This is a genomic window from Gemmatimonadales bacterium, from assembly GCA_030697825.1.
GTDB lineage: Bacteria > Gemmatimonadota > Gemmatimonadetes > Gemmatimonadales > JACORV01 > JACORV01.
On record JAUYOW010000330.1, the window covers coordinates 1 to 25,818 of the forward strand.

Here is a 25,818-nt window from a genome sequence, read left to right on the forward strand (position 1 = left end):
GCGCAACGTGCAGACCGCGCAGGCGCGGGCGCAGGAAGACGATGTCCGCCAAGCCATCCGCGGTCGCGAGTTGCAGGTCCGCGCCGAGGTGAGCGCGGCCTACCGCGCCATCGTGGCCGCCTATCAGACGATCGCTCTCCAGCGGAGCAACAAGTCCGCCTCGGCCGAGGCGTTGGAGCTGGCGACCCAGAGGTACCGGGTCGGCTCAGGGTCGTACATAGAATTGCTGGACGCCCGCGTCGCGACCGAGCGCGCGGACGCCGACTACGTGACCGCCGTCTACGACTACCACAAAGCCGTCGCCGCCCTCGAGAACGCCGTGGGCCGGCCGCTGCGCTAGGAAGCGATACCGGAATGACCGGGAAAACGAAGTTCATCCTCATCGGCGTGGGCGTGATCGTGATGGGCGGGTTCGTCACGTTGAGCGTCTCCAGGAACCGCCAGCCCTCGGTGGAGGTGCGCCTGGAGAAGGTCCAGCGTCGCGACCTCATGTCCATCGTGACGGCCAGCGGCAAGATCCAGCCCCAGCGCTCGGTTGACGTCTCGTCGGACATCACCGGCCGGATCGTGGACCTGCCGGTGGTCGAGGGCCAGTCGGTGGATCGCGGCCAGGTGATGGTGCGCATCGATCCGGCGCAGTACCAGGCCAACGTGGAGCGGTCGCAGGCCATGCTGGCCAGCTCGCAGGCCAACGCCGCGCAGGCGCGGGCCAACCGCGACCAGGCGGAGCGTGCGTTCGTGCGGGCGCGCGACATCCGGGCGCAGAACCCGCAGCTGGTCTCCCAGGAGGCGCTCGAGCAGGCGCAGACCCAGCGGGAGATCGCGATCGCCAACCTCGACGCCGCCGAGCGTGGAGTCGACCAGGGCCGGGCCGCGCTGCGCGAGGCGCAGGACCAGCTCCGGAAGACCACGATCCTCGCGCCGATGGCGGGCCGCATCACCCGGCTGGCCGTCGAGGAGGGCGAGGTGGCGGTGCCGGGGACGTTCTCGCGCGAGACCGGCCTCCTCATGACCGTTTCGGACCTCACGGTGATCGAGGCGCGCGTCCAGGTGGACGAGACGGACGTGGTGCGGGTGCACCTGGGCGACTCGGCGGAGGTGTCGATCGATGCCTTCCCCGACACGACGTTCACCGGGCACGTGACCAAGATCGGCGACTCGTCGATCCGCGGCGCGGGCGGCGGGGGCGGCGGGCTCACCACGTCGGAGCAGGCGGTGGACTTCGAGGTCGTGGTCACCCTCGACAACCCGCCGCGCAACGTGCGGCCCGACCTCTCGGCTACGGCACGCGTCATCACCGACACTCGCCGGCAGGTGCTCACCGTCCCGATCATCGCACTGACGGTGCGTGAGCCCGAGGCGGCCCGCGACTCCGCGGGCCGCGCGCGAGGCCAGGCGCCCGCCGCGCGCCCGAGCACGCCCAGTACCCGCGACACGTCGCGGGCGCGCCGGAACCGTGAGGTCGAGGGCGTCTTCGTGGTGGACACCACGACGATGCAGGCGCGGTTCCACACCGTGAAGGTCGGCATCGCCGGCGACGAGTTCTTCGAGGTGATGTCGGGCCTCTCCGGCGGCGAGACCATCGTGGCCGGCACCTACCAGGCCATCCGCGACCTCAAGAGCGGTGCCCGGGTGCGCGCCGCGCCGGAACCGAAGGGGCCGGCCGGGCGTGGCGGGCAGGACTCCACCCGCAGGAGCTCCTAGTGACCGACCCGATCATCCGGACGCATGACCTCGCCCGCGAGTACCAGATGGGGTCGGAAGTGGTGCGGGCGCTGAGCGGCGTGGACCTCGAGATCCAGCGGAACGAGTACGTGGCCATCATGGGCCCGTCCGGCTCCGGCAAGTCCACGATGATGAACCTCATAGGGTGCCTCGACACGCCCACCGCCGGCCAGTACTGGCTGAACGGCATCGAGGTCTCGCAGATGACCGACGACGAGCTGGCGCGGGTCCGGAACCGGGAGATCGGCTTCGTCTTCCAGACTTTCAACCTCCTGCCGCGGGCGACGGCGCTCCACAACGTCGAGCTGCCGCTCATCTACGCCGGCGTCCGGGCCAGGGAACGCCGCGAGCGGGCCATGGAGGCGCTGAACTCGGTCGGGCTCGCGGACCGGATGGACCATAAGCCGACCGAGCTGTCGGGCGGGGAGCGGCAGCGCGTCGCCATCGCCCGTGCGCTCGTCACCAAGCCGAGCATCATCCTGGCCGACGAGCCCACCGGCAACCTCGACTCGACCACGAGCGAGGAGATCATGAAGGTCCTCGCCGACCTGCACCAGCACCACCAGCAGACCATCGTGATGGTCACGCACGAGCACGACATCGCGGCGCACGCCAAGCGGATCGTCACCCTCCACGACGGCAAGATCTCCTCCGATTCCCGCAAGGCGGCGTAGTCCCGCATGCCGATCTTCGAGGCGGTCCGCCTCGCCTTGGGGATGATCCGCGCCCAGAAGCTCAAGAGCTTCTTCTCCCTGGTGGGCGCGTTCATCGGCGTCACCTTCCTCATCGGCGTCATCTCGATCGTGAACGGGATGGACCGCTACATGCGGGAAGACTTCGCCGCGCGGCTGTTCGGCATCAATACCTTCACGCTCCGCTACCGGCGCTTCAACAACACCGGCGACGTCTCGGAGGCGCAGCGGCGCGAATGGCAGCGGCGGCGCCGGCTCACCGAGGCCGACTACCACGCGGTCGCCGCGTTCCTGGGACCGGACATGCTGGTCGGCGTGGAGAGCTGGAACACCGTGGAGGTGGCCGTCGGCGCGAAGCGCTCCCGGAGCATCGAGGCGCGCGGCGTGTCCGAGTCGTATTTCCGGATCCGCAACTACGAGATCGCCGCCGGCCGCACCTTCACGCCCCAGGAGGTCGAGCACGGCGCCAACGTCGTCGTGATCGGGAGCGAGGTGGCGGAGAAGTTCTTCGACGGCGTCGATCCGGTCGGCCGGATGGTGCGCGTCGCGGGCTTCCCGTACCGCGTCATCGGCGTAGTGAAGAAGCAGGGGACGCTGTTCGGCATTTCGCTAGACAAGTTCGTGATCGCGCCGTACACGTCGCAGATCAAGAAGGCCGTGAACCCGCACCAGATCGTGGACGGGGTCATCGTGAAGGCCTCATCGCTCCCCGCCATGCAGGGGGCGATGGCCGACGTCGAGGCGGTCATGCGCACCCGCCGCCACCTGCGCCCGGGCCAGGACAACAACTTCCATTTCGAGACCCAGGACGACGTCCTCGACTTCTGGACCAAGTTCTCGCGGATCCTCTACACCGCGTTGCCGCTGCTGGTGGGCATCTCGCTGGTGGTGGGCGGCATCGTGATCATGAACATCATGTTGATGGCGGTGGCGGAGCGGACGCGCGAGATCGGCATCCGCAAGAGCCTGGGGGCGCGCCGCCGCGACATCCTGTCGCAATTCCTGGTGGAGGCGGCCACGCTGTCCACGACCGGGGCGCTCATGGGGATCGTCACCGGGATCGCGCTCGCCAAGCTGGTGGACCTCACGACGCCGTTGCCCGCGAGCATTTCCCTCTCCTCCATCGTCCTGGGCGTCGCGCTCGGGGTCGGGGTCGGCGTGATCGCCGGCGTCTATCCGGCGAGCCGTGCGTCCAAGCTCGACCCGATCGCCGCGCTCCGGCACGAATGAGCACCTCGGGCTTCGCCTCCGCCCTCACCTCGCTGCGCGAGGGGATCGCCATCGCGCTCGACTCCCTGCGCGCGAACAAGTTGCGCGCCGCACTCACGATCCTCGGCGTCGCCATCGGCGTGATGGTCGTGGTAGCCATGGCCGGCACGATCACGGGCATCAACAAGAGCGTTGCGGCGAGCTTCGCCGCCGCGAGCCCGAAGACGTTCTACGTCGTCCGGTTCTTCAGCGGCGGCGTGCACGTGAGCGACGGCACCGAGGAGACCGAGCCCTGGCGCCGCAACCCGCCGATCACGCCCGAAGAGCTGGAGCTGATCCGGGACCTCCCGACGGTCGAGGCCGCGATCATCGAGGAGAACGGCTCGGCCTCCGAGGTGGTGGCGGGCCGCGAGCGCGCCACCAACGTCAACATCTTCGGCCGCAGCTTCCAGTGGGTCACCGTGCTGGGTGGGGACCTCACCCGGGGCCGCACCTTCATGGCGCTGGAGGAGGCCGCGGGCGACAAGGTCGTGGTCATCAACGAGAAGCTCGCCGAGCGGCTCTTCGCCGAGCGCAACCCCGTCGGCGAGCGCATCCGCTTCCACGGGCAGGAGTACACGGTCATCGGGGTGTACGCGGCACCGGCCAACCTGTTCGCCGGCCCGCCCAACCAGTCGGAGATCTTCCTCCCGCACTCGACGTTCCGGCGCCACGTGCCGTACTGGCCGGAGTGGGCCGACATCGTGGTGCGCCCGACCGGGTCGGCGACGGTGGCCGAGGCCATCGACGACGTCACCGCCGCGCTGCGCCGCGCCCGGCGCGTCCGTCCGGGCGAGGAGAACACCTTCGCCACCATCACCCAGGACAAGCTGCTCGACCTCTGGGGCCAGCTCACGGGCGTCTTCTTCGCCGTGATGCTGGCCCTCTCCAGCGTCGGCCTGATGGTGGGCGGCGTCGGCGTGATCGCCATCATGATGATCAGCGTCACGGAACGGACCCGCGAGATCGGCGTCCGGAAGGCCCTCGGCGCCACCCGGCGGGAGATCCTCTGGCAGTTCCTCGTCGAGGCGGCCACGCTTACCCTGATCGGCGGCGCCGTCGGGCTCGCCATCGGCTGGCTCCTCTCGTACGGGGTCCGGCACTTCACCCCGGTCCCGTCCACCGTGCCCCTGTGGTCGGTGGTGGTGGCGCTGATGGCGTCGGCGCTCACCGGGATCGTGTTCGGGCTGGTGCCTGCCAACCGGGCCTCGCGGCTGGATCCGGTGGAAGCGCTCAGGTACGAGTAAGGGAGCGGGGAGCGGGGAGCGGGGAGCGGTACCTTCCGGTGACCGCCGCGGCCCTCGAGCGTTGCGACGGACCACCAAGGTACCGCTCCCCGCTCCCCGCTCCCCCGTTTAGCTTTCTCCCGTGCCGATAGCCGACGCCTTCCTCCTCGCGCTGCGAGCGATCTGGTCGCACAAACTCCGCTCGTTCTTCACCCTTCTTGGCATCATCGTCTCCGTGGGCTTCCTCGTCGCCGTGCTCGCCATCATCCACGGGATGAACGCGTACGTGCGTGAGAACATCGTGCAGGCCTTTGCCGGGTCGAACACCTTCCAGGTGCGGAGGACGCCCCTGCTCTCGGGCTTCAACTTCGACGAGCTGGAGTGGAAGCGAATCGAGCGGCGTCCCATCGTGACCCGGGAGGACGCCGAGGCGGTCGCGAGCGCGATCCCCGACGCGAAAGCGATCGCGATGCAGACCGGCTTCCCGCCGCCGTTCTCCGAGCTGCGGTGGCACGGGCAGTCGGCGGACGGGGTGCTCACCCTCGGGATCACGGCCGCCTGGCACCGCATCCAGGAGCACCAGTTCGCCTTCGGCCACGGCCTCGCCGACGTGGATGTGGCGCAGCGGCGGCCGGTGGCGGTGATCGGCTGGGACGTCTATTCCCAGCTCATGGGGGAGAACGTCCAGCCACTCGGACAGCAGGTGCGCATCAACGGCCACGAGGTGACGGTGGTCGGCGTGGTGGGGCACCGCGGCAGCGTCCTCGGCCAGTCACGCGACAACATGATCCTGCTGCCGTTCACCGTCTTCGAGACGTTCTTCGGGCGCCGCAAGACGACCGTCGTGTTCGTGAAGGTGGCGGACGTGGGCCTGATGAGCGGCGCCATGGCCCGGGCCGAGGAGGCGATGCGGATCCGCCACCGCCTGCGGCCCATGGAGGAGAACGACTTCACCGTAGAGGCATCGGACGCGCTGGTGGGGTTCTGGACCCGGCTCACCTCCCTGCTCTTCGCCATCATCCCCAGCGTGGTCGCGATCGGCGTGCTGGTGGGCGGCATCGTGATCATGAACATCATGCTGATGACCGTGAACGAGCGGACCCACGAGATCGGGATCCGCAAGTCGCTCGGCGCCCGCGCCAGAGACATCCGGCGCCAGTTCCTGATCGAGTCCACGACGATGGCGGTGATGGGCGGCGCCGCCGGCGTCGCGGCCGGCACGCTCTTCGCCGTACTGATCGCCGCGGTGACGCCCCTGCCGGCGCGGGTCTCGCTCCTCTCGGTGATCGGCGCGCTGGCGCTCGGGGCCGGCGTCGGGATCGTCTTCGGCGTGGTGCCGGCGGCGCGCGCCGCCAACCTGGACCCCGTGGTCGCCCTCCGGGCGGAGACAAGAGCGGCCTGCACCGCGCCCGGCTGGCGGGCGAGGGCGTGGTGATCGCGCTCGACGCCATGCGCTCCAACAAGCTTCGCTCGGCGCTCACCATCCTCGGGGTGCTGATCGGCGTGGCGACCGTGATGACGATGGCGTCGCTCATCCAGGGCATCAACGACGACATCACCTCGCAGATCGAGAACGCGGGCCCCACGACGTTCTACGTCGTCTGGTGGTGGAACGGCGGGGTCCAGGTGGGGCGGCCGCCCACCGAGATCCGGCAGCGGCCGTTCCTCAGCAAGACCCACGCTGACGCCATCGAGCGGCTGCCGGAGATCCAGTACGCGGCGATGTACGGGATCACGAACCAGCGGGTGGCCTACAAGGGGGACCAGACCCGGGCGATCAGCGTCTATGGCGGGAGCCAGCACGGGATCGAGATCGATGGCGGGGTGATGATCGCGGGCCGGTCGTTCACGACCGACGAGGAGCGGGTAGGCTCGCCGGTGGTGGTGCTCTACGAGGAGGTCGCCGACCGGCTGTTCGGCTACGAGATCCCGCTCAACAAAGTGGTGCGGATCGGCACCCGCGGGTACCGGGTGATCGGAGTGTACCGGCGTCCGGACAACCTCTTCGCCTCGGACGGCCAGGACCAGACCGCGGTGATCCCCTTCGAGAGCTTGCGGCACAATTTCAGGTTCCCCGAGGAGCAGAACTCGATCGTGGTGAAACCGAAAGACGGGGTGCCGATCCTGCAGGCGCAGGATGCGGTGACGCGCGAGCTGCGCCGCATCCGCAACGTCCGCCTCAGCGAGGGGAACAACTTTGACCTGGTGACGCAGACCCAGATCCTGGACACGTGGAACAAGCTTACGAGCGTGTTCTTCCTGGTGATGCTGGTGCTGGCGGGCGTCTCACTCATGGTGGGCGGGATCGGGGTGACGGCGATCATGATGGTGTCGGTCACGGAGCGCACCAAGGAGATCGGGCTGCGCAAGGCGCTGGGCGCGCGGCGGGCGGACATCCTGTGGCAGTTCCTGGTCGAGGCGGCGACCCTGACGCTGCTGGGCGGCGCGGCCGGAATCCTCCTCGGCGGCGGCCTGGCGACGCTGCTGAGCAAGCTGACCCCCATCCCCGCGGTAGTGCCGCTCTGGTCGGTGCTGTCCGCGGTGGGCGCCAGCATAGCGGTGGGGGTGGCGTTCGGGGTGTACCCGGCGAATCGGGCGGCGAGGCTGGATCCGGTGGAGGCGCTGAGACACGAGTAGGCAGCAGAAGAGTTGTCAGGACGGACCAGAGTTGCAGGGTTGCAGAGTTGCAGCGGTGCTCAGTGGGCAGGAGACGGGAGGGCTTACTGAAGGCACTGTGGCTGGAGGACAGGAGGCTGACGCTCCGCGACGACGTGCCGGTGCCGGAGCCCCCCGACGGCGAAGCGCTGGTGCGGGTGCTGCGCGCGGGGATCTGCAATACGGATCTCGAGCTGGTTCGCGGCTACTACCCGTATGCGGGGATTCCAGGCCACGAGTTCGTCGGCGTCGTCGAGAACGGGCCGAGCGCTCTGGTCGGGCGCCGGGTGGTCGGGGAGATCAACGCGGTGTGCGGCGAGTGCGGCGCGTGCCGAGCCGGCCGGCCGACCCACTGCGAGCGTCGAACGGTGCTCGGAATAGTGAATCGGCACGGCGCCTTTGCCGAGTTCCTGATCTTGCCGTCGGCGAACCTGCACGCGGTGCCGGACGAGGTTTTGACCGACGCCGCGACGTTCACCGAGCCGCTTGCGGCGGCGCTCGAGATCCAGGAGCAGGTGACGATCCGGTCCAAGGACCGCGTGGTCGTGGTCGGCGATGGCAAGCTGGGCCAGCTGATAGCGCAGACGCTGAGCCTGACGGGGTGCGGCCTGCTGGTGGTCGGCAGGCATGCCGCCAAGCTGGAGCTGCTGTCCGCCCGAGGCATCCCGACCGGCACGGTGGAGGCGGTGAGGCCGGGCGCCTACGACGTCGCGGTGGAGTGTACCGGCAACCCTGAGGGCTTCGCGCTGGCGCGCCAGGCGCTTCGCCCGCGCGGAACGCTGGTGATGAAGAGCACCTACTCCGGCGCGCTGACCTTCGACGCCTCGGCCGTCGTCGTGGACGAGATGACCTTGGTGGGATCGCGCTGCGGGCCGTTCGCGCCGGCGCTGCGTCTTCTCGCCGAGGGACGCGTGAACGTGGAACCGCTCATTCACGCGCGGTATCCGCTCGGCGAAGGGCTGGCGGCCTTTGCCCACGCCAAGCGGAGCGGTGTGTTGAAGGTATTGCTCGGGATGGAGTGAGCCATCTCCGTGCGGGCCGCGCTGGCCTGTCTTAAAGCCCGAGGTACAACACGATGAAACTCGACCTGCTCGCCATTGCCGCCCACCCCGACGACGCCGAGCTGACCTGCGGCGGCACGCTGGCCGCCGCGGCGCGGCAAGGCCACCGCGTCGGCATCCTCGATCTGGTCGCCGGCGAAGCGGGAACCCGCGGCTCCGCCACGAGGCGCGGCCGGGAGGCCGCCAGGGCGGCCCGCGCGTTAGGCGTGCATGCGAGAGAGAACGCGGGCCTCCGCGATGCGCACCTTCACAACACGGACGAAACGCGGCGAACGGTGATCGCCTGGATCCGGAAGTTCCGCCCGCGCACCGTCATCCTGCCCTACCCCGTCGGCCGCCACCCCGATCACCGCGTCGCGTCGGAGCTCGGCCGCGATGCCTGCTATCTCGCCGGACTCGCGAAGTACGATGCACCCGGGCGACCGCACCGGCCTCACAAGCTCCTCTACGCCCTCGCCTACCGCGAGGACCCGGTGAAGCCGACCTTCGTGGTGGATATCTCACGCACCTTCAACGCGAAGATGCGGGCGATACGGTGTTATGCTTCCCAGTTCGATGGCGCTGGCTCCGCCGGTGAGATCTTTCCGACCGGGCAGCATTTGTATGAGCTGATCGAGACGCAGTCGGCGCATTATGGGTCGCTGATTCGGGTGAGATATGGGGAGCCGTTTTTTACCCCCGAGACGGTGGCGGTCGAGGATGTTGTGGGTGTGGAGGTGCAGTCGATGTAGAAGGAAGAAAGGAGAGTTAAGGGAGTTAGGGGAGTTAGGGGAGAAAGGGAGAGACCGGTCGTGGAGCGCGTTGCTTGGGGTGTGAGCGGGCTTCCACTGACAAGAGAAAGCGACCGATGAGATATCGGACGCGGCAGGTTTGGGCGATGAGCCGCTCCGCCGGCTCGGGAGGCAACCGGCGGGCTGCCTCGGCAACACGGAGGTGACTCTCAAGCTCACATGCCGACGCTCGGGCGACTCTCAGGAAGCGCGCGCAATCCTTCCCCACGCCGCGACCATAGCCCTCGGCAATGTTGGCGGGCACTGATTCCGCCGCTCGGATGATCTGCGACGTTGTGGAAAGGGCACAGGGCCCGCGCAGACGAGCGCAATCGCGGGCGACAGCGACGGCTAGTGCGGCGGCCTCGCGCCACACGATCAGGTCGGCAAACCCGGCTCCCATGGCCTCTATCTAGCTGATCCCGGCTGCACTGCCTAACCGATTTCACCGCCCGCAGTATCCTTTCCCCGCATCCCCCTTCCTCCCCTATCTCCCCTATCTCCCCTTTCTCCCCTTTCTCCCCTTTCTCCCCTAGATTCACTCCCTCATGCAACGCATCTACCTCGACCACGCCGCCACCACTCCGGTCCGGCCCGAAGTCCGTGACGCCATGCTCCCCTTCCTCGGCGAGACCTTCGGCAATCCTTCGTCCGGCCACTATTTCGGCCGGACCGCCCGCGCCGGCCTCGAGAACGCCCGCAAGCAGATCGCCGCCGCGCTGGGAGCGGAGATCCGCGAGATCATCTTCACCTCCGGCGGCACCGAGGCCGACAATCACGCCGTGATCGGCAGCGCCGTAGCGCAGAACGACGGCCGCGACCTCAAGGCCGCCCATCTCGTCTCCGCCCCGACCGAACACAAGGCGCTCCTCGGCGCGCTGCACGAGGCCGAGCGGCTCGGCGCTCGCGTCACGCTGCTGCCCGTGGACCGCAACGGGCTGGTGGACCTCCCGGCACTCGACGACGCGCTCGCGGGCAAGTTGCCGGGTGGGAAGCCGTGTCTCGTCTCCGTGATGTGGGTGAACAACGAGACCGGCACCGTCCAGCCCGTCGCGTCCATTGCCCGAAGGTGCGCCGCGGCGGGCGTGCCGTTCCATACGGACGCGGTGCAGGCGTTCGGCAAGGTGACCGTGCGCCTCAAGGACCACCCGGGCATCACCCTCGCGTCGATCTCGGCCCACAAGATCGGCGGGCCGAAGGGCATCGGCGCGATCTTCATCCGCGAACGCAAGGGCGTGGCGAGCATCCTGCATGGCGGCGGCCAGCAGGGCGGCCTCAGACCCGGCACCGAAAACGTGCCCGGCGCGGTGGGCCTGGGCGTCGCTGCCGAGCTGGCCGCGAAGGAGCAGCCGGAGACCCACGCGCGGCTGTCGGCCATTCGCGGCGCAGTCGAAGCAGCGCTCAAGGAACGCGTCGGAGACCTGGTGGTCCACGCCGCCGGTGCGGCGGAGCGCGCGCCCACCATCCTCAACGTCAGCGCGCCGGACACCGATTCCGAGGCGATGTTGATGCACCTCGACCTTGCGGGCCTGGCCTGCGCGTCCGGCTCGGCGTGCAACACCGGCGCCGTGGAGCCGTCGCACGTCCTGACGGCGATGGGCGTGCCGCGGGAGATCGCGGTCGGCGCGGTGCGCATGTCGTTCGGCGCGCTGTCGTCCATGGACCAGGTCCCCCGCATCGCGGACACGTTCGGCCAGGTCGTCGCGAAGGTGCGGAAGCTCCGCGCCGTCCTCTCGCGCGCTTGATCCAACGGCTAACGGCTAACGGCCTTTTTGATGCCCCCCCGCGTCCTGGTCGCAATGTCCGGCGGCGTCGATTCCTCGGTCGCCGCGGCGTTGCTGGTCGAGCAGGGCTTCGATGTTGTGGGCGCCACGATGCGGCTCTTCTGCTACTCGGACGCCACGGTCCCCGACCGGCCCTGCTGCTCGCTCGACTCGATGAACGACGCTCGCGCGGTAGCCGACCGCCTCGGCATCCCGCATTACACGCTGAACTTCGCCGATCGTTTCGGCCGGGACGTGATCCAGAACTTCGTGGATGAGTACGCGCGCGGCCGCACGCCCATCCCGTGCGTACGCTGCAACTCGTTCACCAAGTTCTCGGACCTGCTCGCGCACGCGGAAGCGCTGGACTGCGACGCCATCGCGACCGGCCACTACGCGCGCGCCGATGCCGGCCGCCTCTACCGTGGCCGCGACCGCGCCAAGGACCAGTCCTACTTCCTGTGGGGGATAGGACGGGAGGTCGTGACGCGGATGAGAACACCGGTGGGCGCGCTCTCCAAGGCGGAGACGCGGAACGTGGCGCGGCGGCTGGGGCTCGGGACCGCGGAGAAGGCGGAGAGCCAGGAGATCTGCTTCGTTCCCGACGGCGACTACGTCGCGGTGCTCGAGGACCGGCTCCCGGCCGGCGCCCCCGCGCTCGCTCCCGGCCCGATCGTCACTACCAACGGCGAAACGATCGGGGAGCACGAGGGGTTCGCGCGCTACACCATCGGGCAGCGCCGCGGGTTGCCGGGAGGGCGCTCGCGGCCGCTTCACGTCGTCGCCATCCGGCCCCTGACCCGTGAAGTCGTGGTGGGTGACGCCGAGGAGCTGGATGGCTGGTCGGTGGAGTTGAACGAGGTGAACTGGCTCGTGGACCCGCTCGAGCCCGGCGAGGCGTGCGAAGTGCAGGTCCGCAACCACTCGCGTGCGGTCAGCGCCGAGGTCGCGTCGTGCGACGGGCCGCGGCTCGCGCTCCGGCTCCTCGAGCCCGCCCGCGCGGTCGCGCCGGGCCAGAGCGGAGTGTTGTATCGAGGCGATCTGGTGCTCGGAGGCGGGGTGATCGGGTAAATGGAAGTCATCCTCATCCGCCACGCCAAGGCCGGCGACCGGGACCCCAACACCTGGCTCAACGACGACAATCGTCCGCTCACCTCCGACGGCGTGGATGAGCAGCACCAGGCCGCGAAGGTCATGAAGAAGATGGGGATCAGGTTCGACTTCCTCGTCACCAGCCCGATGCTCAGGGCACGCCAGACCGCCGAGGCCGTCGCCGAGGCGTACCGATGGCCGGAAGAGCCGCAGGTGACCGAGGCGCTCGGGCACGGCTACTCGGTCGCGGCCGTGATCAAGATGCTTAACAGGTTCCCGCCCGATTCCCGCGTCGCGCTGGTCGGCCACGAGCCGGACCTGTCGCGCCTGGCGGCTGCGCTGATCAGCTCGGGCGGCAGCACCAGGATCGATCTCAAGAAAAGCGGCGTGCTCGGGATCGAGTTCGAGGGAGCCGCGGAGGTGGGCGCCGGAACACTGGTCTATCAGCTGAAGCCGGGGCATTTGAGGAAGCTGACGGAGTAAGACGAAAAGAAAAAGCGCCCCGTTGCCGGGGCGCCTGCGAGGACACGACGTCGGTGCCGCGAGGAGGCCTAGAGCTGCTCCTCGTCGCGCACGACGGTGATCATGCCAGTCATCGAGCCATGCCGCGGGCCGCAGTTGAAGGTGCAGAACCACTCGCGGCCACCCATCCAGTCGGCGACGAACGTGACTTCGGCCGGCATGCCGGGATAGGCGGTGACGTCCACATCTTCCCTGCCCTGGATCTTGAAGCCGTGCGCGGCGTCCATCGCGCGGAGCGTGACGTGGACCGTGTCACCGCGATGCACGCGGATGACGCGGGGAGTGAAGTGGCCCATGTGCGCGTCGATGACGACGCCAACGCGGCGCGGAACGCGGGTCCCGGGATTCGTGGCGCTGAGGGGCAGCACCGTGGCGCCGACAATGGCGGCGGCTACTACAAGCTTGGCAGCGATTCGGGTCATCGTATCCTCGGTACAGGTTACTTTGTGAAAAAAGTCACAAGGGCAGGTGAAAAAAAAGGCGACAGCTTGTGAAACAAATCACAATCTTCTTGCTCGGAATATATAAGGGTGCTTCCCGCAGGAAAAGAGGGAGTTCTTGCCAGCGATACCGGGGCTCCGAAGCGCGACCCTCCCCCGTGAGACGGGTCACGCTATATTCCACGCCGCCAGAACGGTTTACCCACTAACCCACAGGGAGAATTCGGCTCATGGCCAAGAAGCCCGTGAAGAAGACCGCGTCCAAGTCCGCGAAGCCAGCGGCGAAGAAGGCCACCAGCAAGAAGGCCCCATCCTCGCTCGGCGCGAACGAGGGCTACTGCGTGAAGTGCAAGGCGAAGCGGGCGATCTCGAACGCGAAGCAGGTGAAGATGGCCAACGGCCGGCCGGCGCTGAAGGGTACCTGCCCGGTGTGCGGCACGGGCATGTTCAAGATCCTTTCTCCTTCCTGACGAGGACATCGCACCGCGATGAACAAGACGGACCAGTATCTCGCCGAGGCCTCGAAGTACGGTGCGAAGAACTACCAGCCGCTTCCGGTCGTCATCGAGAAGGGCGAGGGGGCGTGGGTGTGGGACGTCGAGGGGAAGAAGTACCTCGACTGCCTCAGCGCGTACTCGGCCCTCAACCAGGGGCACCGCCACCCGGCGATCGTGAAGGCGGCGAAGGACCAGCTGGACCGCGTGACGCTGACGTCGCGCGCCTTTCACAACGACCAGATGGGCCCGTTCCTCAGGGACATCTGCGAGCTCACCGGCTTTTCGAAGGCTCTGCCGATGAACTCGGGCGCCGAGGCGGTGGAGACGGCGCTGAAGGCGGTGCGGAAATGGGGCGTCAAGGTGAAGGGCGTGCCGGAGAATCGCGCCGAGGTCATCGCGTGCGCGAACAACTTCCACGGGCGCACCATCGCTATCATCTCGATGAGCACCGAGGCGCAGTACCAGGACGGATTCGGGCCGCTGACGCCGGGCTTCAAGATCGTGGAGTACGGCGATGCGGACGCGCTCGAGCGCGCGATCACGCCCAACACGGTGGCGTTCATCGTCGAGCCCATTCAGGGCGAAGGCGGCGTCATCATGCCGCCGGAGGGCTACCTGAAACGGGTGCGCGAGATCTGCACCAGGCACCGGGTGCTGTTCGTCGCCGACGAGATCCAGACCGGCCTCGGCCGCACCGGGAAGATGTTCGCGTGCGAGTGGGAAGGCGTGAGGCCCGACGCGATGATCCTGGGCAAGGCGCTCTCGGGCGGGTTCTACCCCGTTTCGGCGTTCGTCGCGGACGATGAAGTGATGGGCGTCTTCAACCCGGGCGACCACGGCTCGACCTTTGGTGGGAACCCGCTGGGCGCGGCGATCGGCCGGGCGGCGCTCCAGGTCTTGAAGGACGAGAAGCTGGCCGAGCGCGCGGATCAGCTGGGCGAGTGGTTCATGTGCGAGCTCAAGAAGATCAGCTCGCCGCATGTGGAGGAGGTGCGGGGGCGCGGCTTCCTGATCGGGGTTGAGATCAAGAAGGAGAGCGGTCCGGCGCGGCCGTACTGCGAGGCGCTGGCCGAGCGCGGGATCCTGGCCAAGGAGACGCACGACCAGGTGGTCCGCTTCGCGCCGCCGCTGGTGATCTCCAAGGAAGACCTCCAGTGGGCGCTGCCGAGGATCGGCGAGGTGCTGGCGATGAGCTTCGCGCCGGCGACGGCGGGGGCGGCGCGCTAGGAGAGGCGGGCCAGCGGGCCAACGGGCGAAGGACGAGGCCGTCGCGGGGACGCGGCGGCCTCTTCGCCACCAACTTGCTGGAGGGCGGCTCTGACATCCGGACCGTGCAGGAGCTGCTGGGTCACCGTAGCGTCGCTCCGCGTCTCCGCGTGAACCGCTAGAGCCTACGTGCTTCGATCCCCGCCACGTCGATGATGGTCGTGCGGCCTTCCTTGTCCTGGATGAAAATCCGGAGCATGAGCGGGCCGGCACCGACGTCCCCCCCATAGCCGCTGCTCAGACTCAACTGATTCGTGTACGACCCGGGTGATCCAGCGACTGGTCTGAGGCCGTGCGAGTACGGACGCTCGAGCCCGATCACCGTCGGCCGCTGATTCTCGCGGAAGAAGACACTCCCCGCTCTCCGCGGATCGGTCGCACTCGAGTTGGCTCGCAGCGTCAGCGACGAGCTCCCGTCTGTCGGCAGAAAGCGCGGCGCTGCGGTCACGTTTGCGATCGTCGGCGTGCCGTTGAGTTGCGTCGGATTCAGCTCGAACACGACGAGCTGCGAGGGTCGACCCTGGTCGACCGAGATCGGGCCATCGATCACCATCACGCCGCGCTTCCAGTCCGCGGCCATGCTCACCATCTGCGGTCCCTCGAACAGCGCGGTCTCGCGGCCTGGGTCGCTGATGTCCTGGAATGACTGCCCATCGGCGTTAAAGAGGCGGATCCCGCCGCTCACGAGCGCGGTGTTGCCGTTGGGCGACATCTGCGCCCAGGTGCCCTCCGTGTGTTGACCGCTGTAGCTGACGCGGTTCGTCCCGTCGAAATCCATGATGTGCACGGATCGGCCGTCGCTGCTGCGGTTGAGCAGGAACATCACCTTGCGCCCATCGCCGCTGATGCGTGCGGCGCCGGGGTAGGTGCCTTCATAAGGCAGGTTGACGAGCTGGCGGATGGTCCTTCCATCGCCGGTGAAGGCGATCGCTTCGTGCAGGTAGCGCGCGACGCCGCGCGAGCCGTCATCGGAGATGTCGATGCTTTCGGGAAAGCCGCGCCAGTAGTTGCCGTTGTCGTCGATCCCGGTCGCACGGGCGACCTGCGTGGTCGTGATCACGCGACGCACGTTGTCGCCGTTCGTCGTCAGCTCCAGGATGCCGCCCTGGTCACCGTGCTGGGGAGCGAGCACGAAGACGCGGTCGCCGCGCGCGGTGATGCGCAGGCCGGTGAGCGTGACGTCCGGCGCCGGCAGCCTCTCCTTGTTCGTGCCGTCCGCCATCGCGGTCATCAGCCCTTCCTGTCGGCTGAAGTACGCGATGCGCCGGCCGTCGGCCGAGATGTCGACCAGACCGACATCCGGCGCCTCGCCGACGCGCACCAGCCCGGTGCCGTCCGGGTTGATAGTGTAAACGCCCTGGTTGGCGCCGAAGATGATCTTCGCGCCGTTCGGGCTCAGTCGGGCAGAGTGAATCGACTTGAAATCCGCGCCGCGCTCGAAGCGCGTGATCTGCCGGAACGTAGTCCAGCGCGCCACCTGCAGCCCCGTGCCGGCGGAAATACCGGGGGGGAGCTCGGGACTGGAATCGCCAGTGTGCGCGATGAATATCGCGAGGAGACCGTTGCGGGTATGCGACTGCACGCCCTCGGAGGTTCGGATGACGAGGGTCGTACCATCGAAGCTGACGATCTGGCCGTGAATAATCCGACCGTCCGTGAGCCGGACGGAATCCGTGGGCGACAAAGTTTGGCTGCGCAAGGGCGAGGGTAGCGCGGCCGCTGCCAGGACGACTACCGCTAACCAGCGCAGGCGAGGATTGGACGGCCTCATCCGGAGCTCCGATTTGTGCGGTTGGATTTCTTCAGCGGAGAATACTGCTACGTCCATTACTACCCATTCGCGCAAGTCGTGTCAAGATTTTCCATGACGCTACCGACCACCTCCGGACAGCTCGAACACAGGGCTCTCCACGGGCGCGAGCGGGCGGGCGGGCACGTACCATTTGATACGCCGATCCGACGCAACTCGCAGCGCGGATAGACCGCCGACCAGGCTGTGCGGTGTGTACCGCCCCGCGGGCAGTACGTGCTCCGGCGAAGGACGAGAAGCTGGCCGAGCGTGCATGCGAGCTGGGCGACTGGTTCATGTGCGAGCTGAAGAAGATCGATTCGCCGCACGTGGAAGAGGTGCGCGGGCGCGGCTTCCTGATCGGGGTTGAGATCAAGAAGGAGAGCGGTCCGGCGCGGCCCTACTGCGAGGCGCTGGCCGAGCGCGGGATCCTGGCCAAGGAGACGCACCACCAGGTGGTCCGCTTCGCGCCGCCGCTGGTGATCTCCAAGGAAGACCTCCGGTGGGCGTTGAAGCACATCGGTGAGGCCTTGAAGATGAGTTTTGTGCCGGCCGCGGCGGCGGCGCACTAGCGCCAGCGCACAACGTCCTAACGCCCGACCCCGCTCCACCCCGGCCCCCGCACCACCCGTCCGGGCTTGGCTCCCGTATGTTCTCCGTTCCGCAGAACTTGCACGCCGTTCACGAATACATCAACCACGCCGGTGGCGTACTGGTGGGGCCGCTCGAAGGTGGCGTGATCGGCGATGCTGTCGGGGTTGAAGACGACCACGTCGGCGAAGAAGCCGGCGCGGAGCGCGCCTCGGCGTTGGATGCGCAGGTTGGTGGCTGGGAGGAGCGTGAGACGGCGAATCGCCTCCTCGAGCGGGATGACGTGCTCCTCGCGCACGTACTTCCCCAGCAGGCGCGCGAAGTTGCCGTAGGCGCGCGGATGGGGGTTGGACCGGAGGAAGACGCCCTCGGGCGCGAGCGAGCCGGCGTCGGAGCCGAAGCTCACCCAGGGAAGCGCGATCTCGCGCCGCACGTTGTCCTCGGACATCAGGAAGTAGATGGTGCCGACGCGGCTGTCGTCCTGAACGACGAGATCCATCGCCGTCTCCTCCGGCGACTTCCCTCTCATGCGAGCCACCTCGGCCAGGGTCTTGCCGGTGAGCGGCTTGAGCGAGTCCTGCTTGAACTCGACTAGCAGGACGTTCTCCGCAGAGCCGGCGGCGAGGAAGAGGTTCTCCCACCGGTCGGAAGGGGTGCGCATCTCGCGCGCCACACGGGCGCGGATGGCGGGGTCCTGGAGGCGCCGCTTCCACGCTTCGAGGCCGCCTTCCTGCACCCAGGGGGGCATGGAAGCGTCGAGCCCCGTCGCTCCCGCCGGGTAGTTGTACATGTCGGCGGTGATGCGCAGGCCGTCCGCGCGCGCCGCCTCCACGAGTGCGATCACCGAATCGAGCTTGCCCCAATTGGCGCGGCCCGCGGCCTTGAGGTGGTAGATCTCGGCGGGGACGTGCGCGGTGCGGGCGATCGCGATCAGCTCATCCACGGCTTGCAGCAGCCGGTTGCCCTCGCTGCGCAGGTGGGAGATGTACATGCCGCCGAAGCGGCCGGCTTCCTCGGCGAGCGCGATCAACTCGGGCGTCCGCGCGTAGAAGGCGGGAGCGTAGATGAGCGAGGAGCCCACGCCGAGGGCGCCTTCTTCCATGGCCTGCCGGACCAGCGCGCGCATCCGCACCAGCTCGGCGGGCGTGGGCGGGCGGTCGGCGTAGCCGATCTCGTGGATGCGCACGGTGGTGGCGCCGATGAACGAGGCTACGTTGGGCGAGATGCCACGCCGCGTCAGGTACTCCAGGTACTGGCCGAGGGTGGTCCATTCGATGGGGTACTTGATGTCGCCCTGGTGGCGGACCATGTCGGCCTTCATGGAGTCGTTGAGCGGCCCCATTGACTCGCCTTCGCCGAAGACCTCGAGGGTGACGCCCTGGCGGATGTCGCCCTGGGAGCGGCCGTCTTCGATGAGTGACTCGGTGGCCCAGCTCAGCATGTTAATGAAGCCTGGGGCCACGGCGAGGCCGGTGGCGTCCACCTCGATCCTACCCCTGGCGCCGCCGATGTCGCCGATGGCCGCGATCGAGTCGCCCTGGATGGCGAGGTCGCCTACGACGGGCGGGCCGCCGCTGCCGTCGTAGATGGTGCCGTGGCGGATGACGACGTCGTATCGGGGGGAGCAGGCGGACGCAACAAGAAGCGTGATGAGTGATGTGTAATGAGTGAGACGTGATAGGTGAGACGTGATACGGGGCATCTGGGCTCCGGGTGGACGCGGCTGATGGAAGGGCAAAGATACGCCCTAGATGGAGGGGCGCCAGTTCTTGCGTGGGAGGCTCGCCTCCTGTTCGGGCGAGGAGCCGCGCGGCAACGCGCCCTTGCGCGGCGGCATGGATTGGAGCTGTCCCTCTCCACAGCCAGTTAGGCATCAAGTCGGCCTCCTGGCCGCGCTCTTGACAAGCGTATACGCTCCTCATATACATTCGCCGTGGCCGGCTTCCCCGACGAGCTCTCCGCTTGCACTGGCTTCCAGTGGGATGCTGGCAACGCGACCAAGAACTGGGAGCTGCATAAAGTTGCACAGGCCGAGGCCGAGCAGTTGTTCTTCAATCGACCGATCCGGGTAGCGGTAGACGCGCCGCACTCGAGGGAAGAAGCGCGTTATGGAGCGCTTGGGCAGACGAGCGCGGGCCGCCCTCTCAGCGTGGTCTTCACGATTCGTGGCACACTGGTGCGGGTCATCTCTGCGCGGGATATGAGCGGAAGGGAGCGGAGAGTTTATGAGCGCGCGCAAGAAGCAGAGTAGGAAGCGGATTCCGCGGTTTGCCTCCGAGGACGCCGAGCGGCGGTTCTGGGCCACGCACGACAGCGTGGACTATTTCGATTGGGACAACGCCGTGCCGGCGACGTTTCCGAACCTCAAGCCGTCTACCACGTCGATCTCCATTCGCCTCCCCGTCCCCATGCTGGAGGAGCTGAAGGCGCTTGCGAACGAGCGCGACGTGCCGTACCAGTCGCTCATGAAGGTTTATCTCGCCGAGCGGGTGGCGCGGGAGCGGCTCCGCAGAGTACCGGCTTGATGCCTAACACCATTAAGAAGTTACCTGTCAAGGGGTTGCAGTAGTCCCATCGCGACGAGCGCAGCTCGCCGTTGTCTTCCTCCTGGCGCCCGAGTTGTCGGCCCGGGGGACCAGGCGGCTGTAGGAGAAGAACTGCCGGGCCGAGGGGAAGCGGGCGATGCCGTCGATCTCGGTGTAGAGGGTGAAGGCGTTCACCTTGCCGAGGCCGGGGGTCCAGAGGAGGCGCTGCACGTCGGCGTTCGGGATCAGATGCGGGTGCAGGGCGCGCTCGAGCGTGGCGATCTGCTCGGTGAGCAGCTTGATCTGAGCTTCATGACAGGCGGCCTGCAGTTGGTAGAGCTCATCCAGCTCGGCGACGGTCTGGACGTTGAACTTCTCCAGCAGGCGGTCGATGCTGTTCTGGGCGCTGACACGTTTCTCGACCAGGCGCAGCCGGCTGCGCATGAGGTCGCGGGGGCCGCGCTGCTCGGGGCGGATCATGTGGGCGACGGGGATGAGGTCGGCCCGCAGCAGCAGGGCCAGGACGTCGGAGTCGACCTGGTCGGTCTTGACCTTGGCGGCGGAGATGGCCTTGAGCCGGGTGGCGTGGGCGAGCACCAGCTCGACGCCCCATGCCGCGAGGAGATCGGCGAGCCAGTACCAGCTGCCGGTGGATTCGACGACGGCTTTGTGGGGACCGGGAAACTCCGCGAAGTAGAGCTGAAGCGCGAGCGGGGTGCTCGGCACCCGGGCATGTTTGACGCGCGGGCCGTCGGGTCCATAGGTTGTGATGACACAATCGCGCTGGTGCTGGTCGATGCCGGAGTACCACATGGCGTGCCCTCCTGGAGTGACGGTTCACGATCCTGGCCGATCGATGAGACGATACTCCTCGAGGGCACTTCTTGGAAATATCAAGGGAAATGGAGCTGCCGGGCCTCGGCGCGCGACGTTCTTGCACTCACCTGTGGTCGACTTGTGGGCGCCTCGGCCCGCAGCTCATTTCCGGTCCGTTAGACGCACTCGGCACATCGTCGCATGGATCGTTGGGCGGGAGCGCATTCGCGTGTCGGTTCGAGTCTGTCGAAAGACACATTGCGGCGAATGAGCCGCCCGAAACGGCGGGCGGCGCATGCAGTTGGTCTCATCATGCAGCGTTCGCAAGCATTATGATGGCACCTCTCGCCGTCGACGGCGGCAATGACAAGGTCGCGGTCATGCAGATCGATGCCGGAATGCAGCAGAGACGCCTGCGCGAGAAGAAATCCTCTTCTGGCTGGCGGAACGAACGCTCTCTCGAAACATCACGGCATTGGCGCTGGTGCTCGCGCTACATCGGCCCAGTGACCGCTGTCTCAGCGGCGCTCACCATGGTCTGCATCGCAGCGATGATGGGGTGTTCCAGCGCCGCACGTCCCGGACGACCCGTGCCCACGCGGCCATATGCAGAGACACTCGCGGTCACCGTCCGCGAGGGTACCGAACTGGTTGCGGCACTTTCGCCAGACGGCCGCCGAATCGCCTTCATTCTCCTGGGACAGGTTTGGCTGATCGATGCTGATGGCGGCCGAGCCGTGGCGCTTACGGACGCCGTGGCGGATCCCCACGAGGACTGGGCCATTGCGTGGGCGCCCGATTCCAGGCGGCTGGCCGTGTCGGCGAACCACCCTGCGATCCTATCTGCCGAGGGGATTCCGCGTTCGAGCGCGAGCCTCAGCGTCGTCGACGTAGACTCGCGCACGACCCTCCGCACCTGGCGAAGGGAACAAATCATCGACGTGGGATGGCCGCCCTCGGACGACGCGCCGGAAACCGTGGAATTCAACCGCGACTCGACCGACTTGTGGAGGTTTCCTATCGACAGCGCTCGACCGCCCATTCGTGAGCGAGCGCTTCCCCGACGGATCGGCGCCCCAGCGTACGCTCCGGGCGGCCGATCCCTGGCGTACGCCGGTCCGGTGTCCGCGAGCCAGTGGGTCCCGACCTCGGCCAGCGACCTTTGGGAGATGGACCTTGCGACACGGGCCGAGCGACGGCTCACCGCCGACTCGGCGCTCGACGGCTACCCGGCGTACTCACCGGACGGACGCTGGATCGCATTCATCTCGGAGCGATCGGGGACGCGGCAGCTTTGGCTCTTGCCACGAGACGCGGGAGAACCGAGGCCCCTCACGCGGAGCGGCGAGGACGTTTATCTCGCGCCGCTGTCGTGGCTTCCCGACTCGCGTGGTGTCGTCTACACCGCAGCGGGAAAGATCCACGTCGCCTTCGTGGACGGATCGGCGGAACGAACGCTCGAGTTTGGCGCAGACATCACTGTGGCGCGATGGAGCGGGCTGCGGCGTCCTGAACTCCCGCGACCCGGCGAGCGACACCGCGTGCGTGGGATCGTGACCCCTGAACTGGCACCGGACGGAAGGCGCGTCGCTTTCGCGGCTCTGGGCGACTTGTGGGTGGCGGATGTCAGCGGCGGTCGCCCGATGCGCCTTACCCAATCGGTTGGCGACGAAATCCGCCCGCGCTGGTCTCCAGACGGCAGCCGTCTCGCTTATGTGGTGTACGCGCCCGGCACTGAGCCTCAAGTGCGAATCCTTGAGGTGGATCGGCCGGAGCGTTCACGCACCGTGACTGTTCCGATTGGGCCGTTCGACCCCCAGTTCGAGTGGTCCCCGGACGGACGGCGCCTGGCCTGGGTCGAGGGCAACAGGATCGGGTGGACCGACGTGAGCATGGGTGAGACTCGCGTCGTCGCCAGCGCCGCCGGCCAGCTGCTGGGCTGGTCATCAAGCGGCGACTCGATCGCTTATGCGACGAGCCGCGCATCTTGGCGCGTGAGCGCTGACAGCGGTCGACCCGTGGAATCGAACGTGCCCGACAATTACGCGTCGCGTGCACGATGGGCTGCCGACCTTTCGCGGGCGGCGTACGCTGTCGCCGACAGAGGTTACCGAGTGGATGTGGCCGCAGGGAGAACACCCGTGCGCCTCACCGATCCCGCGCCGCGCCACTTCTCTTGGTCTACCCGCGGCCACTACCTCCTCTACCTCTCGGGTGCGCGCGTGAGATTGCTCGACGCGCGGAGCGGTGTCGCGCGCACGCTGGAGGTGGCGCCGTGGTACGACGTGCCGGAGCCGCCGCCGTCGCTCCTCATCCGAAACGTGCGGATCGTCGACGGCACGGGAGGGCCCGCTTCACGCCCATCGGACCTACTGGTCATAGGCGGGCGAATCGCCGAAATCTCCGCCGCAGGGGCGATGCCCTCCGCTGACGCTGTGCGCACGATTGACGCCGGAGGACGTACGCTGCTCCCTGGACTTATGAACCTCCACGCCCATCAGACCCCGTCCAAGCCGCTACTCGCGTTGAACCTCTACAATGGGGTGCTGTCGATCCGCGATCCAGGACCCGGATCGCAAGGCGAATGGATTCAGAGCCTGCGGGAGCGCGCGGAGGCGGGGGAGCTACTGGCGCCGCGGATTTTCGCAACGGGGGGCACGGTCACCGCCCATGACCGCGCAACAGGACTGAATTCGCGCGGCGTGGACCTGATGGACCCGCGGTCGGTGGCAGACCAAGTCGCGAGCATGGCCGCTGTCGGGACGGACATCATCAAGCCGTACTTCCGCAACCCGCTGTTGGACTCACGCGTGAGCGAGGCAGCCCACGCGTTAGCGCTGCCGATGACTTCGCATTTCCTCTTTCTCGGTTCCCTCGCGCGCGGGCTCGAGGGCAAGGAGCATTCACACCTCTACTATCGGGGGTGGACGGCGCTGTACCGTGCCGACGTCATCGGGGCTCTTCGTGCGTCAAACGCGTGCGTGACGCCGACACTGCTGTTCTACGCCGTCAACCAGTTGGGCGGCCGCTCCACGCGGCTTGCGCTCGATACCTCCTTCCTCACGGACTCGATCATCCGCGCCTTCGCTTCCTCGGGCCTGATCGCGGAGTCCCGTGCGTGGCTTTTGCGACCGGTGTCGGCGGCTGCTCGAGCTGCGTGGTCGCAGCGAGAAGGATGGGACCTGGAGTCTGTGCGCCGCCTGCGAGAGGCGGGCGTGCGAGTCACCACCGGCACCGACGTGCCCGCCATATTCGACGAATTCGGTGTGCCATTCGAGATGGAGCTGCTCGTCCGCGCGGGATTGACGCCGTTAGAAGCCATCCGAGCGGCCACCCTCGACGGTGCAAGCTGTCTTGGTGTCGAGAACGAACTGGGGAGTGTTGAGGTGGGTAAGCGGGCCGACCTGATCATCGTGGACGGCGATCCGACGGCCGACATCCGCGACATCCGGCGCATCGCATGGGTCGTGCTCGGCGGTGCGCCGTACACCCGTCAGGAGATTATCGCTAGCGTCCGGCCATCAGGACCGCGGTAAGAAAACGGGGCAGAAAACTCCGCGGCGCACGATTCTCACTGTACGCAGATCGCGTGCGTCTAACGAACGTTGCAGCAGACGGGCGCTCAAAGCATTGTGGTTAAACGCCTGGCCAGCGCTTCTGCATCCGGTCTGGTTAGTCGCATATTGAGACGACCGCCCGCTGCTGAACTTGCACGTTAGACATCGACCCTCTTGGTGTCTTCTTCTGCACGAGCTGCAAGAGCGCGGCTGATCATCTGCTCTACTTCTTCGTTGGCATCCGACCACCGAAGCTCCGTTCTCGGGTGTTCACGCGCAAAGACTCTAAAGACCTCATCGGCGAACGCCTGCCCTATTGATTTCACACCTCGGAAGTCAAGAACCACCACGTCAAACAGGTCCAACCGTGTTACCAGCCTCCTGGCTTGGCTGCGCGAGACCAGGTTCTCGTCTCCGATCGAGGCAAGCGAAACAGGAACATGCGTTACCGAGAAGCGGTAGTGGTGGTCAGATGAGGCATGCCGATCGAAGACCTCCTTCAGCGTCATCCGCGAGCTCGGACTGATCCGCATTCCTACCTTCGTTCCCTTTACCGAGTCACCAGTCTCAAGCAGCCAGCCCTGGTCGCTGGAGGTGGCCAGGTTGAGCGTGCCGGCAAGAATTCCGAAGCGGTCAAAGACCCGACTGGTGAAATAGATACCCTCCCCAGTGTGGTGCTCCGGGTCGGTGGTCAGCCTCCCCTTCGAAAGCTCTAGCACTGCGTGCTGTTGGTCTTCGAGTCGGAGCGAGTCGCGGATCTTTCGGAAGATCCCGATGCCATCATCCACGACCTCGATCTCGAGGTCCGCGACCGACCTCTTTACCGAGACTACGACCTTGGTCCCTTCCGAGTGCTCGATTGCGTTGTTGAGCATCGCGGTGAGCCCGTACTGACAGATGCCGAGGACGTTCTTGCACAAACTGCCTAGGAGCGGCCTGACGAACTCGCGCCAGGCCCGATCCTCCTTGAGGTCCGGGCCCAGGGCGTACTCCCGGCTGTGCTTCTCGACCACCAGATCGTACCTGCGGCCCCGGGTCGCCCCAGTTGCCCGAAACGCCCCGCTGGCCACCAGCCACCGCAGGTGCCGGTTCACCGCCTGGCGCGTTACGGCGAATCTGCGGCACGCCTCCGCAACGGGATCCTGACGCTTCAGGGCGACGGCCGCGATAAGAAACGCTTTTATCCCTTCGGCTCGGTCCCTCCGCCCGGGCTTCCCTCCGTTAGAAACATCAGCCATGGAGCAGTGTTTCTAGTAGCTCGCAAATGCTTGTAGCAACGCTACTTAACAAGCAACCTCCATTTGACAATCTGCATTGCCGATATTGACAACATAGCCGCTACGGATAGGAAAGCCAAGGCCTGATGCCTGGGCCAGCGCGATGTGCCCTAACAGTCGCTGCTAAAGGTATTCCTGGCGGAGCGGCTCGACCGGGAGCGCGGCCGGCGGGTTCGGGCTTGATGCCTTAAGCTTGCATTAACGAAAAGCCCGCGAAGTGATATCCTCCGGTGTGGGAGCCACGTCTGAACGGAGACGTGCGGCACCCTTTACTGGCACTCTTGAGGAGGAATCCACATGGCCGAC

The 25,818-nt window shown here is 67.2% G+C and carries 22 protein-coding genes; 17 read left to right on the forward strand and 5 right to left on the reverse strand.

All coding sequences use genetic code 11. The annotated features are described in order from the left end of the window. From Q8Q85_16550 to sixA, 12 genes are all read left to right on the forward strand, one after another. The coding region (locus Q8Q85_16550; GenBank protein ID MDP3775871.1) for a TolC family protein at positions 1-340 on the forward strand (340 nt) is incomplete at its 5' end. Between the two features lie 14 nt (positions 341-354). Next, positions 355-1,704, forward strand: a complete 1,350-nt coding sequence (locus tag Q8Q85_16555; protein ID MDP3775872.1) for an efflux RND transporter periplasmic adaptor subunit — start codon at positions 355-357, stop codon at positions 1,702-1,704. Beyond that, entirely contained in the window at positions 1,704-2,399 is a 696-nt protein-coding gene (locus tag Q8Q85_16560; protein MDP3775873.1) for an ABC transporter ATP-binding protein, read from the forward strand. The genes Q8Q85_16555 and Q8Q85_16560 overlap by 1 nt, the downstream gene beginning before the upstream one ends. A gap of 6 nt (positions 2,400-2,405) precedes the next feature. Continuing rightward, on the forward strand, positions 2,406-3,647 hold the full coding sequence (locus Q8Q85_16565) for an ABC transporter permease (GenBank protein ID MDP3775874.1): 1,242 nt from the start codon (positions 2,406-2,408) through the stop codon (positions 3,645-3,647). Continuing rightward, positions 3,644-4,912, forward strand: a complete 1,269-nt coding sequence (locus tag Q8Q85_16570; GenBank protein ID MDP3775875.1) for an ABC transporter permease — start codon at positions 3,644-3,646, stop codon at positions 4,910-4,912. The genes Q8Q85_16565 and Q8Q85_16570 overlap by 4 nt, the downstream gene beginning before the upstream one ends. A 121-nt stretch (positions 4,913-5,033) precedes the next feature. Further along, positions 5,034-6,326, forward strand: coding sequence for an ABC transporter permease (locus Q8Q85_16575; GenBank protein MDP3775876.1), 1,293 nt, complete (start codon positions 5,034-5,036; stop codon positions 6,324-6,326). Continuing rightward, the gene (locus Q8Q85_16580) at positions 6,323-7,528 is read left to right on the forward strand and encodes an ABC transporter permease (protein ID MDP3775877.1); all 1,206 of its coding nucleotides are present in this window, start codon (positions 6,323-6,325) and stop codon (positions 7,526-7,528) included. Before Q8Q85_16575 ends, Q8Q85_16580 begins: the two co-directional genes overlap by 4 nt. Before the next feature lie 134 nt (positions 7,529-7,662). Beyond that, a complete protein-coding gene (locus Q8Q85_16585; protein MDP3775878.1) occupies positions 7,663-8,568 on the forward strand; it encodes an alcohol dehydrogenase catalytic domain-containing protein in 906 nt (301 codons plus the stop codon). A 53-nt stretch (positions 8,569-8,621) separates the two neighbouring features. Further along, positions 8,622-9,338 carry a bacillithiol biosynthesis deacetylase BshB1 gene (gene bshB1, locus Q8Q85_16590; protein ID MDP3775879.1) on the forward strand — a complete coding sequence of 239 codons (717 nt, stop codon included), beginning with the start codon at positions 8,622-8,624 and terminating at the stop codon, positions 9,336-9,338. Between the two features lie 587 nt (positions 9,339-9,925). After that, a complete protein-coding gene (locus Q8Q85_16595) occupies positions 9,926-11,122 on the forward strand; it encodes a cysteine desulfurase family protein (protein MDP3775880.1) in 1,197 nt (398 codons plus the stop codon). Between the two features lie 30 nt (positions 11,123-11,152). Beyond that, complete coding sequence (gene mnmA / locus Q8Q85_16600) at positions 11,153-12,211, forward strand: tRNA 2-thiouridine(34) synthase MnmA (protein MDP3775881.1); 1,059 nt, start codon at positions 11,153-11,155, stop codon at positions 12,209-12,211. Further along, positions 12,212-12,715, forward strand: a complete 504-nt coding sequence (gene sixA, locus Q8Q85_16605; protein MDP3775882.1) for a phosphohistidine phosphatase SixA — start codon at positions 12,212-12,214, stop codon at positions 12,713-12,715. Positions 12,716-12,783: 68 nt separating this feature from the next. On the opposite strand, the gene Q8Q85_16610 is transcribed toward sixA, so the two are convergent. Beyond that, positions 12,784-13,176 carry a hypothetical protein gene (locus Q8Q85_16610; GenBank protein ID MDP3775883.1) on the reverse strand — a complete coding sequence of 131 codons (393 nt, stop codon included), beginning with the start codon at positions 13,174-13,176 and terminating at the stop codon, positions 12,784-12,786. A gap of 248 nt (positions 13,177-13,424) precedes the next feature. On the opposite strand from Q8Q85_16610, the gene Q8Q85_16615 reads away from it, so the two are divergent. Then, positions 13,425-13,664 (forward strand): DUF5679 domain-containing protein, encoded by a 240-nt coding sequence (locus tag Q8Q85_16615; protein MDP3775884.1) that lies wholly within the window; start codon positions 13,425-13,427, stop codon positions 13,662-13,664. A gap of 18 nt (positions 13,665-13,682) precedes the next feature. Further along, positions 13,683-14,918, forward strand: a complete 1,236-nt coding sequence (rocD, locus tag Q8Q85_16620) for an ornithine--oxo-acid transaminase (protein ID MDP3775885.1) — start codon at positions 13,683-13,685, stop codon at positions 14,916-14,918. A gap of 157 nt (positions 14,919-15,075) precedes the next feature. On the opposite strand, the gene Q8Q85_16625 is transcribed toward rocD, so the two are convergent. Beyond that, complete coding sequence (locus tag Q8Q85_16625) at positions 15,076-16,728, reverse strand: hypothetical protein (protein ID MDP3775886.1); 1,653 nt, start codon at positions 16,726-16,728, stop codon at positions 15,076-15,078. 230 nt (positions 16,729-16,958) lie between these two features. Here Q8Q85_16625 and Q8Q85_16630 point away from each other — a divergent pair, with 230 nt between their 5' ends. Then, positions 16,959-17,318 (forward strand): aminotransferase class III-fold pyridoxal phosphate-dependent enzyme, encoded by a 360-nt coding sequence (locus Q8Q85_16630; GenBank protein MDP3775887.1) that lies wholly within the window; start codon positions 16,959-16,961, stop codon positions 17,316-17,318. 17 nt (positions 17,319-17,335) lie between these two features. Here Q8Q85_16630 and Q8Q85_16635 read toward each other — a convergent pair whose 3' ends face one another. Continuing rightward, entirely contained in the window at positions 17,336-19,039 is a 1,704-nt protein-coding gene (locus tag Q8Q85_16635) for a D-aminoacylase (protein ID MDP3775888.1), read from the reverse strand. 523 nt (positions 19,040-19,562) lie between these two features. Here Q8Q85_16635 and Q8Q85_16640 point away from each other — a divergent pair. Next, positions 19,563-19,862 (forward strand): BrnA antitoxin family protein, encoded by a 300-nt coding sequence (locus Q8Q85_16640; protein ID MDP3775889.1) that lies wholly within the window; start codon positions 19,563-19,565, stop codon positions 19,860-19,862. A 27-nt stretch (positions 19,863-19,889) separates the two neighbouring features. Here Q8Q85_16640 and Q8Q85_16645 read toward each other — a convergent pair whose 3' ends face one another. Continuing rightward, complete coding sequence (locus tag Q8Q85_16645) at positions 19,890-20,675, reverse strand: transposase (GenBank protein MDP3775890.1); 786 nt, start codon at positions 20,673-20,675, stop codon at positions 19,890-19,892. Positions 20,676-20,764: 89 nt separating this feature from the next. On the opposite strand from Q8Q85_16645, the gene Q8Q85_16650 reads away from it, so the two are divergent. Then, a complete protein-coding gene (locus Q8Q85_16650) occupies positions 20,765-24,214 on the forward strand; it encodes an amidohydrolase family protein (protein MDP3775891.1) in 3,450 nt (1,149 codons plus the stop codon). Positions 24,215-24,393: 179 nt separating this feature from the next. On the opposite strand, the gene Q8Q85_16655 is transcribed toward Q8Q85_16650, so the two are convergent. Next, positions 24,394-25,248, reverse strand: coding sequence for an STAS-like domain-containing protein (locus Q8Q85_16655; protein ID MDP3775892.1), 855 nt, complete (start codon positions 25,246-25,248; stop codon positions 24,394-24,396). Positions 25,249-25,818 lie beyond the last annotated feature (570 nt).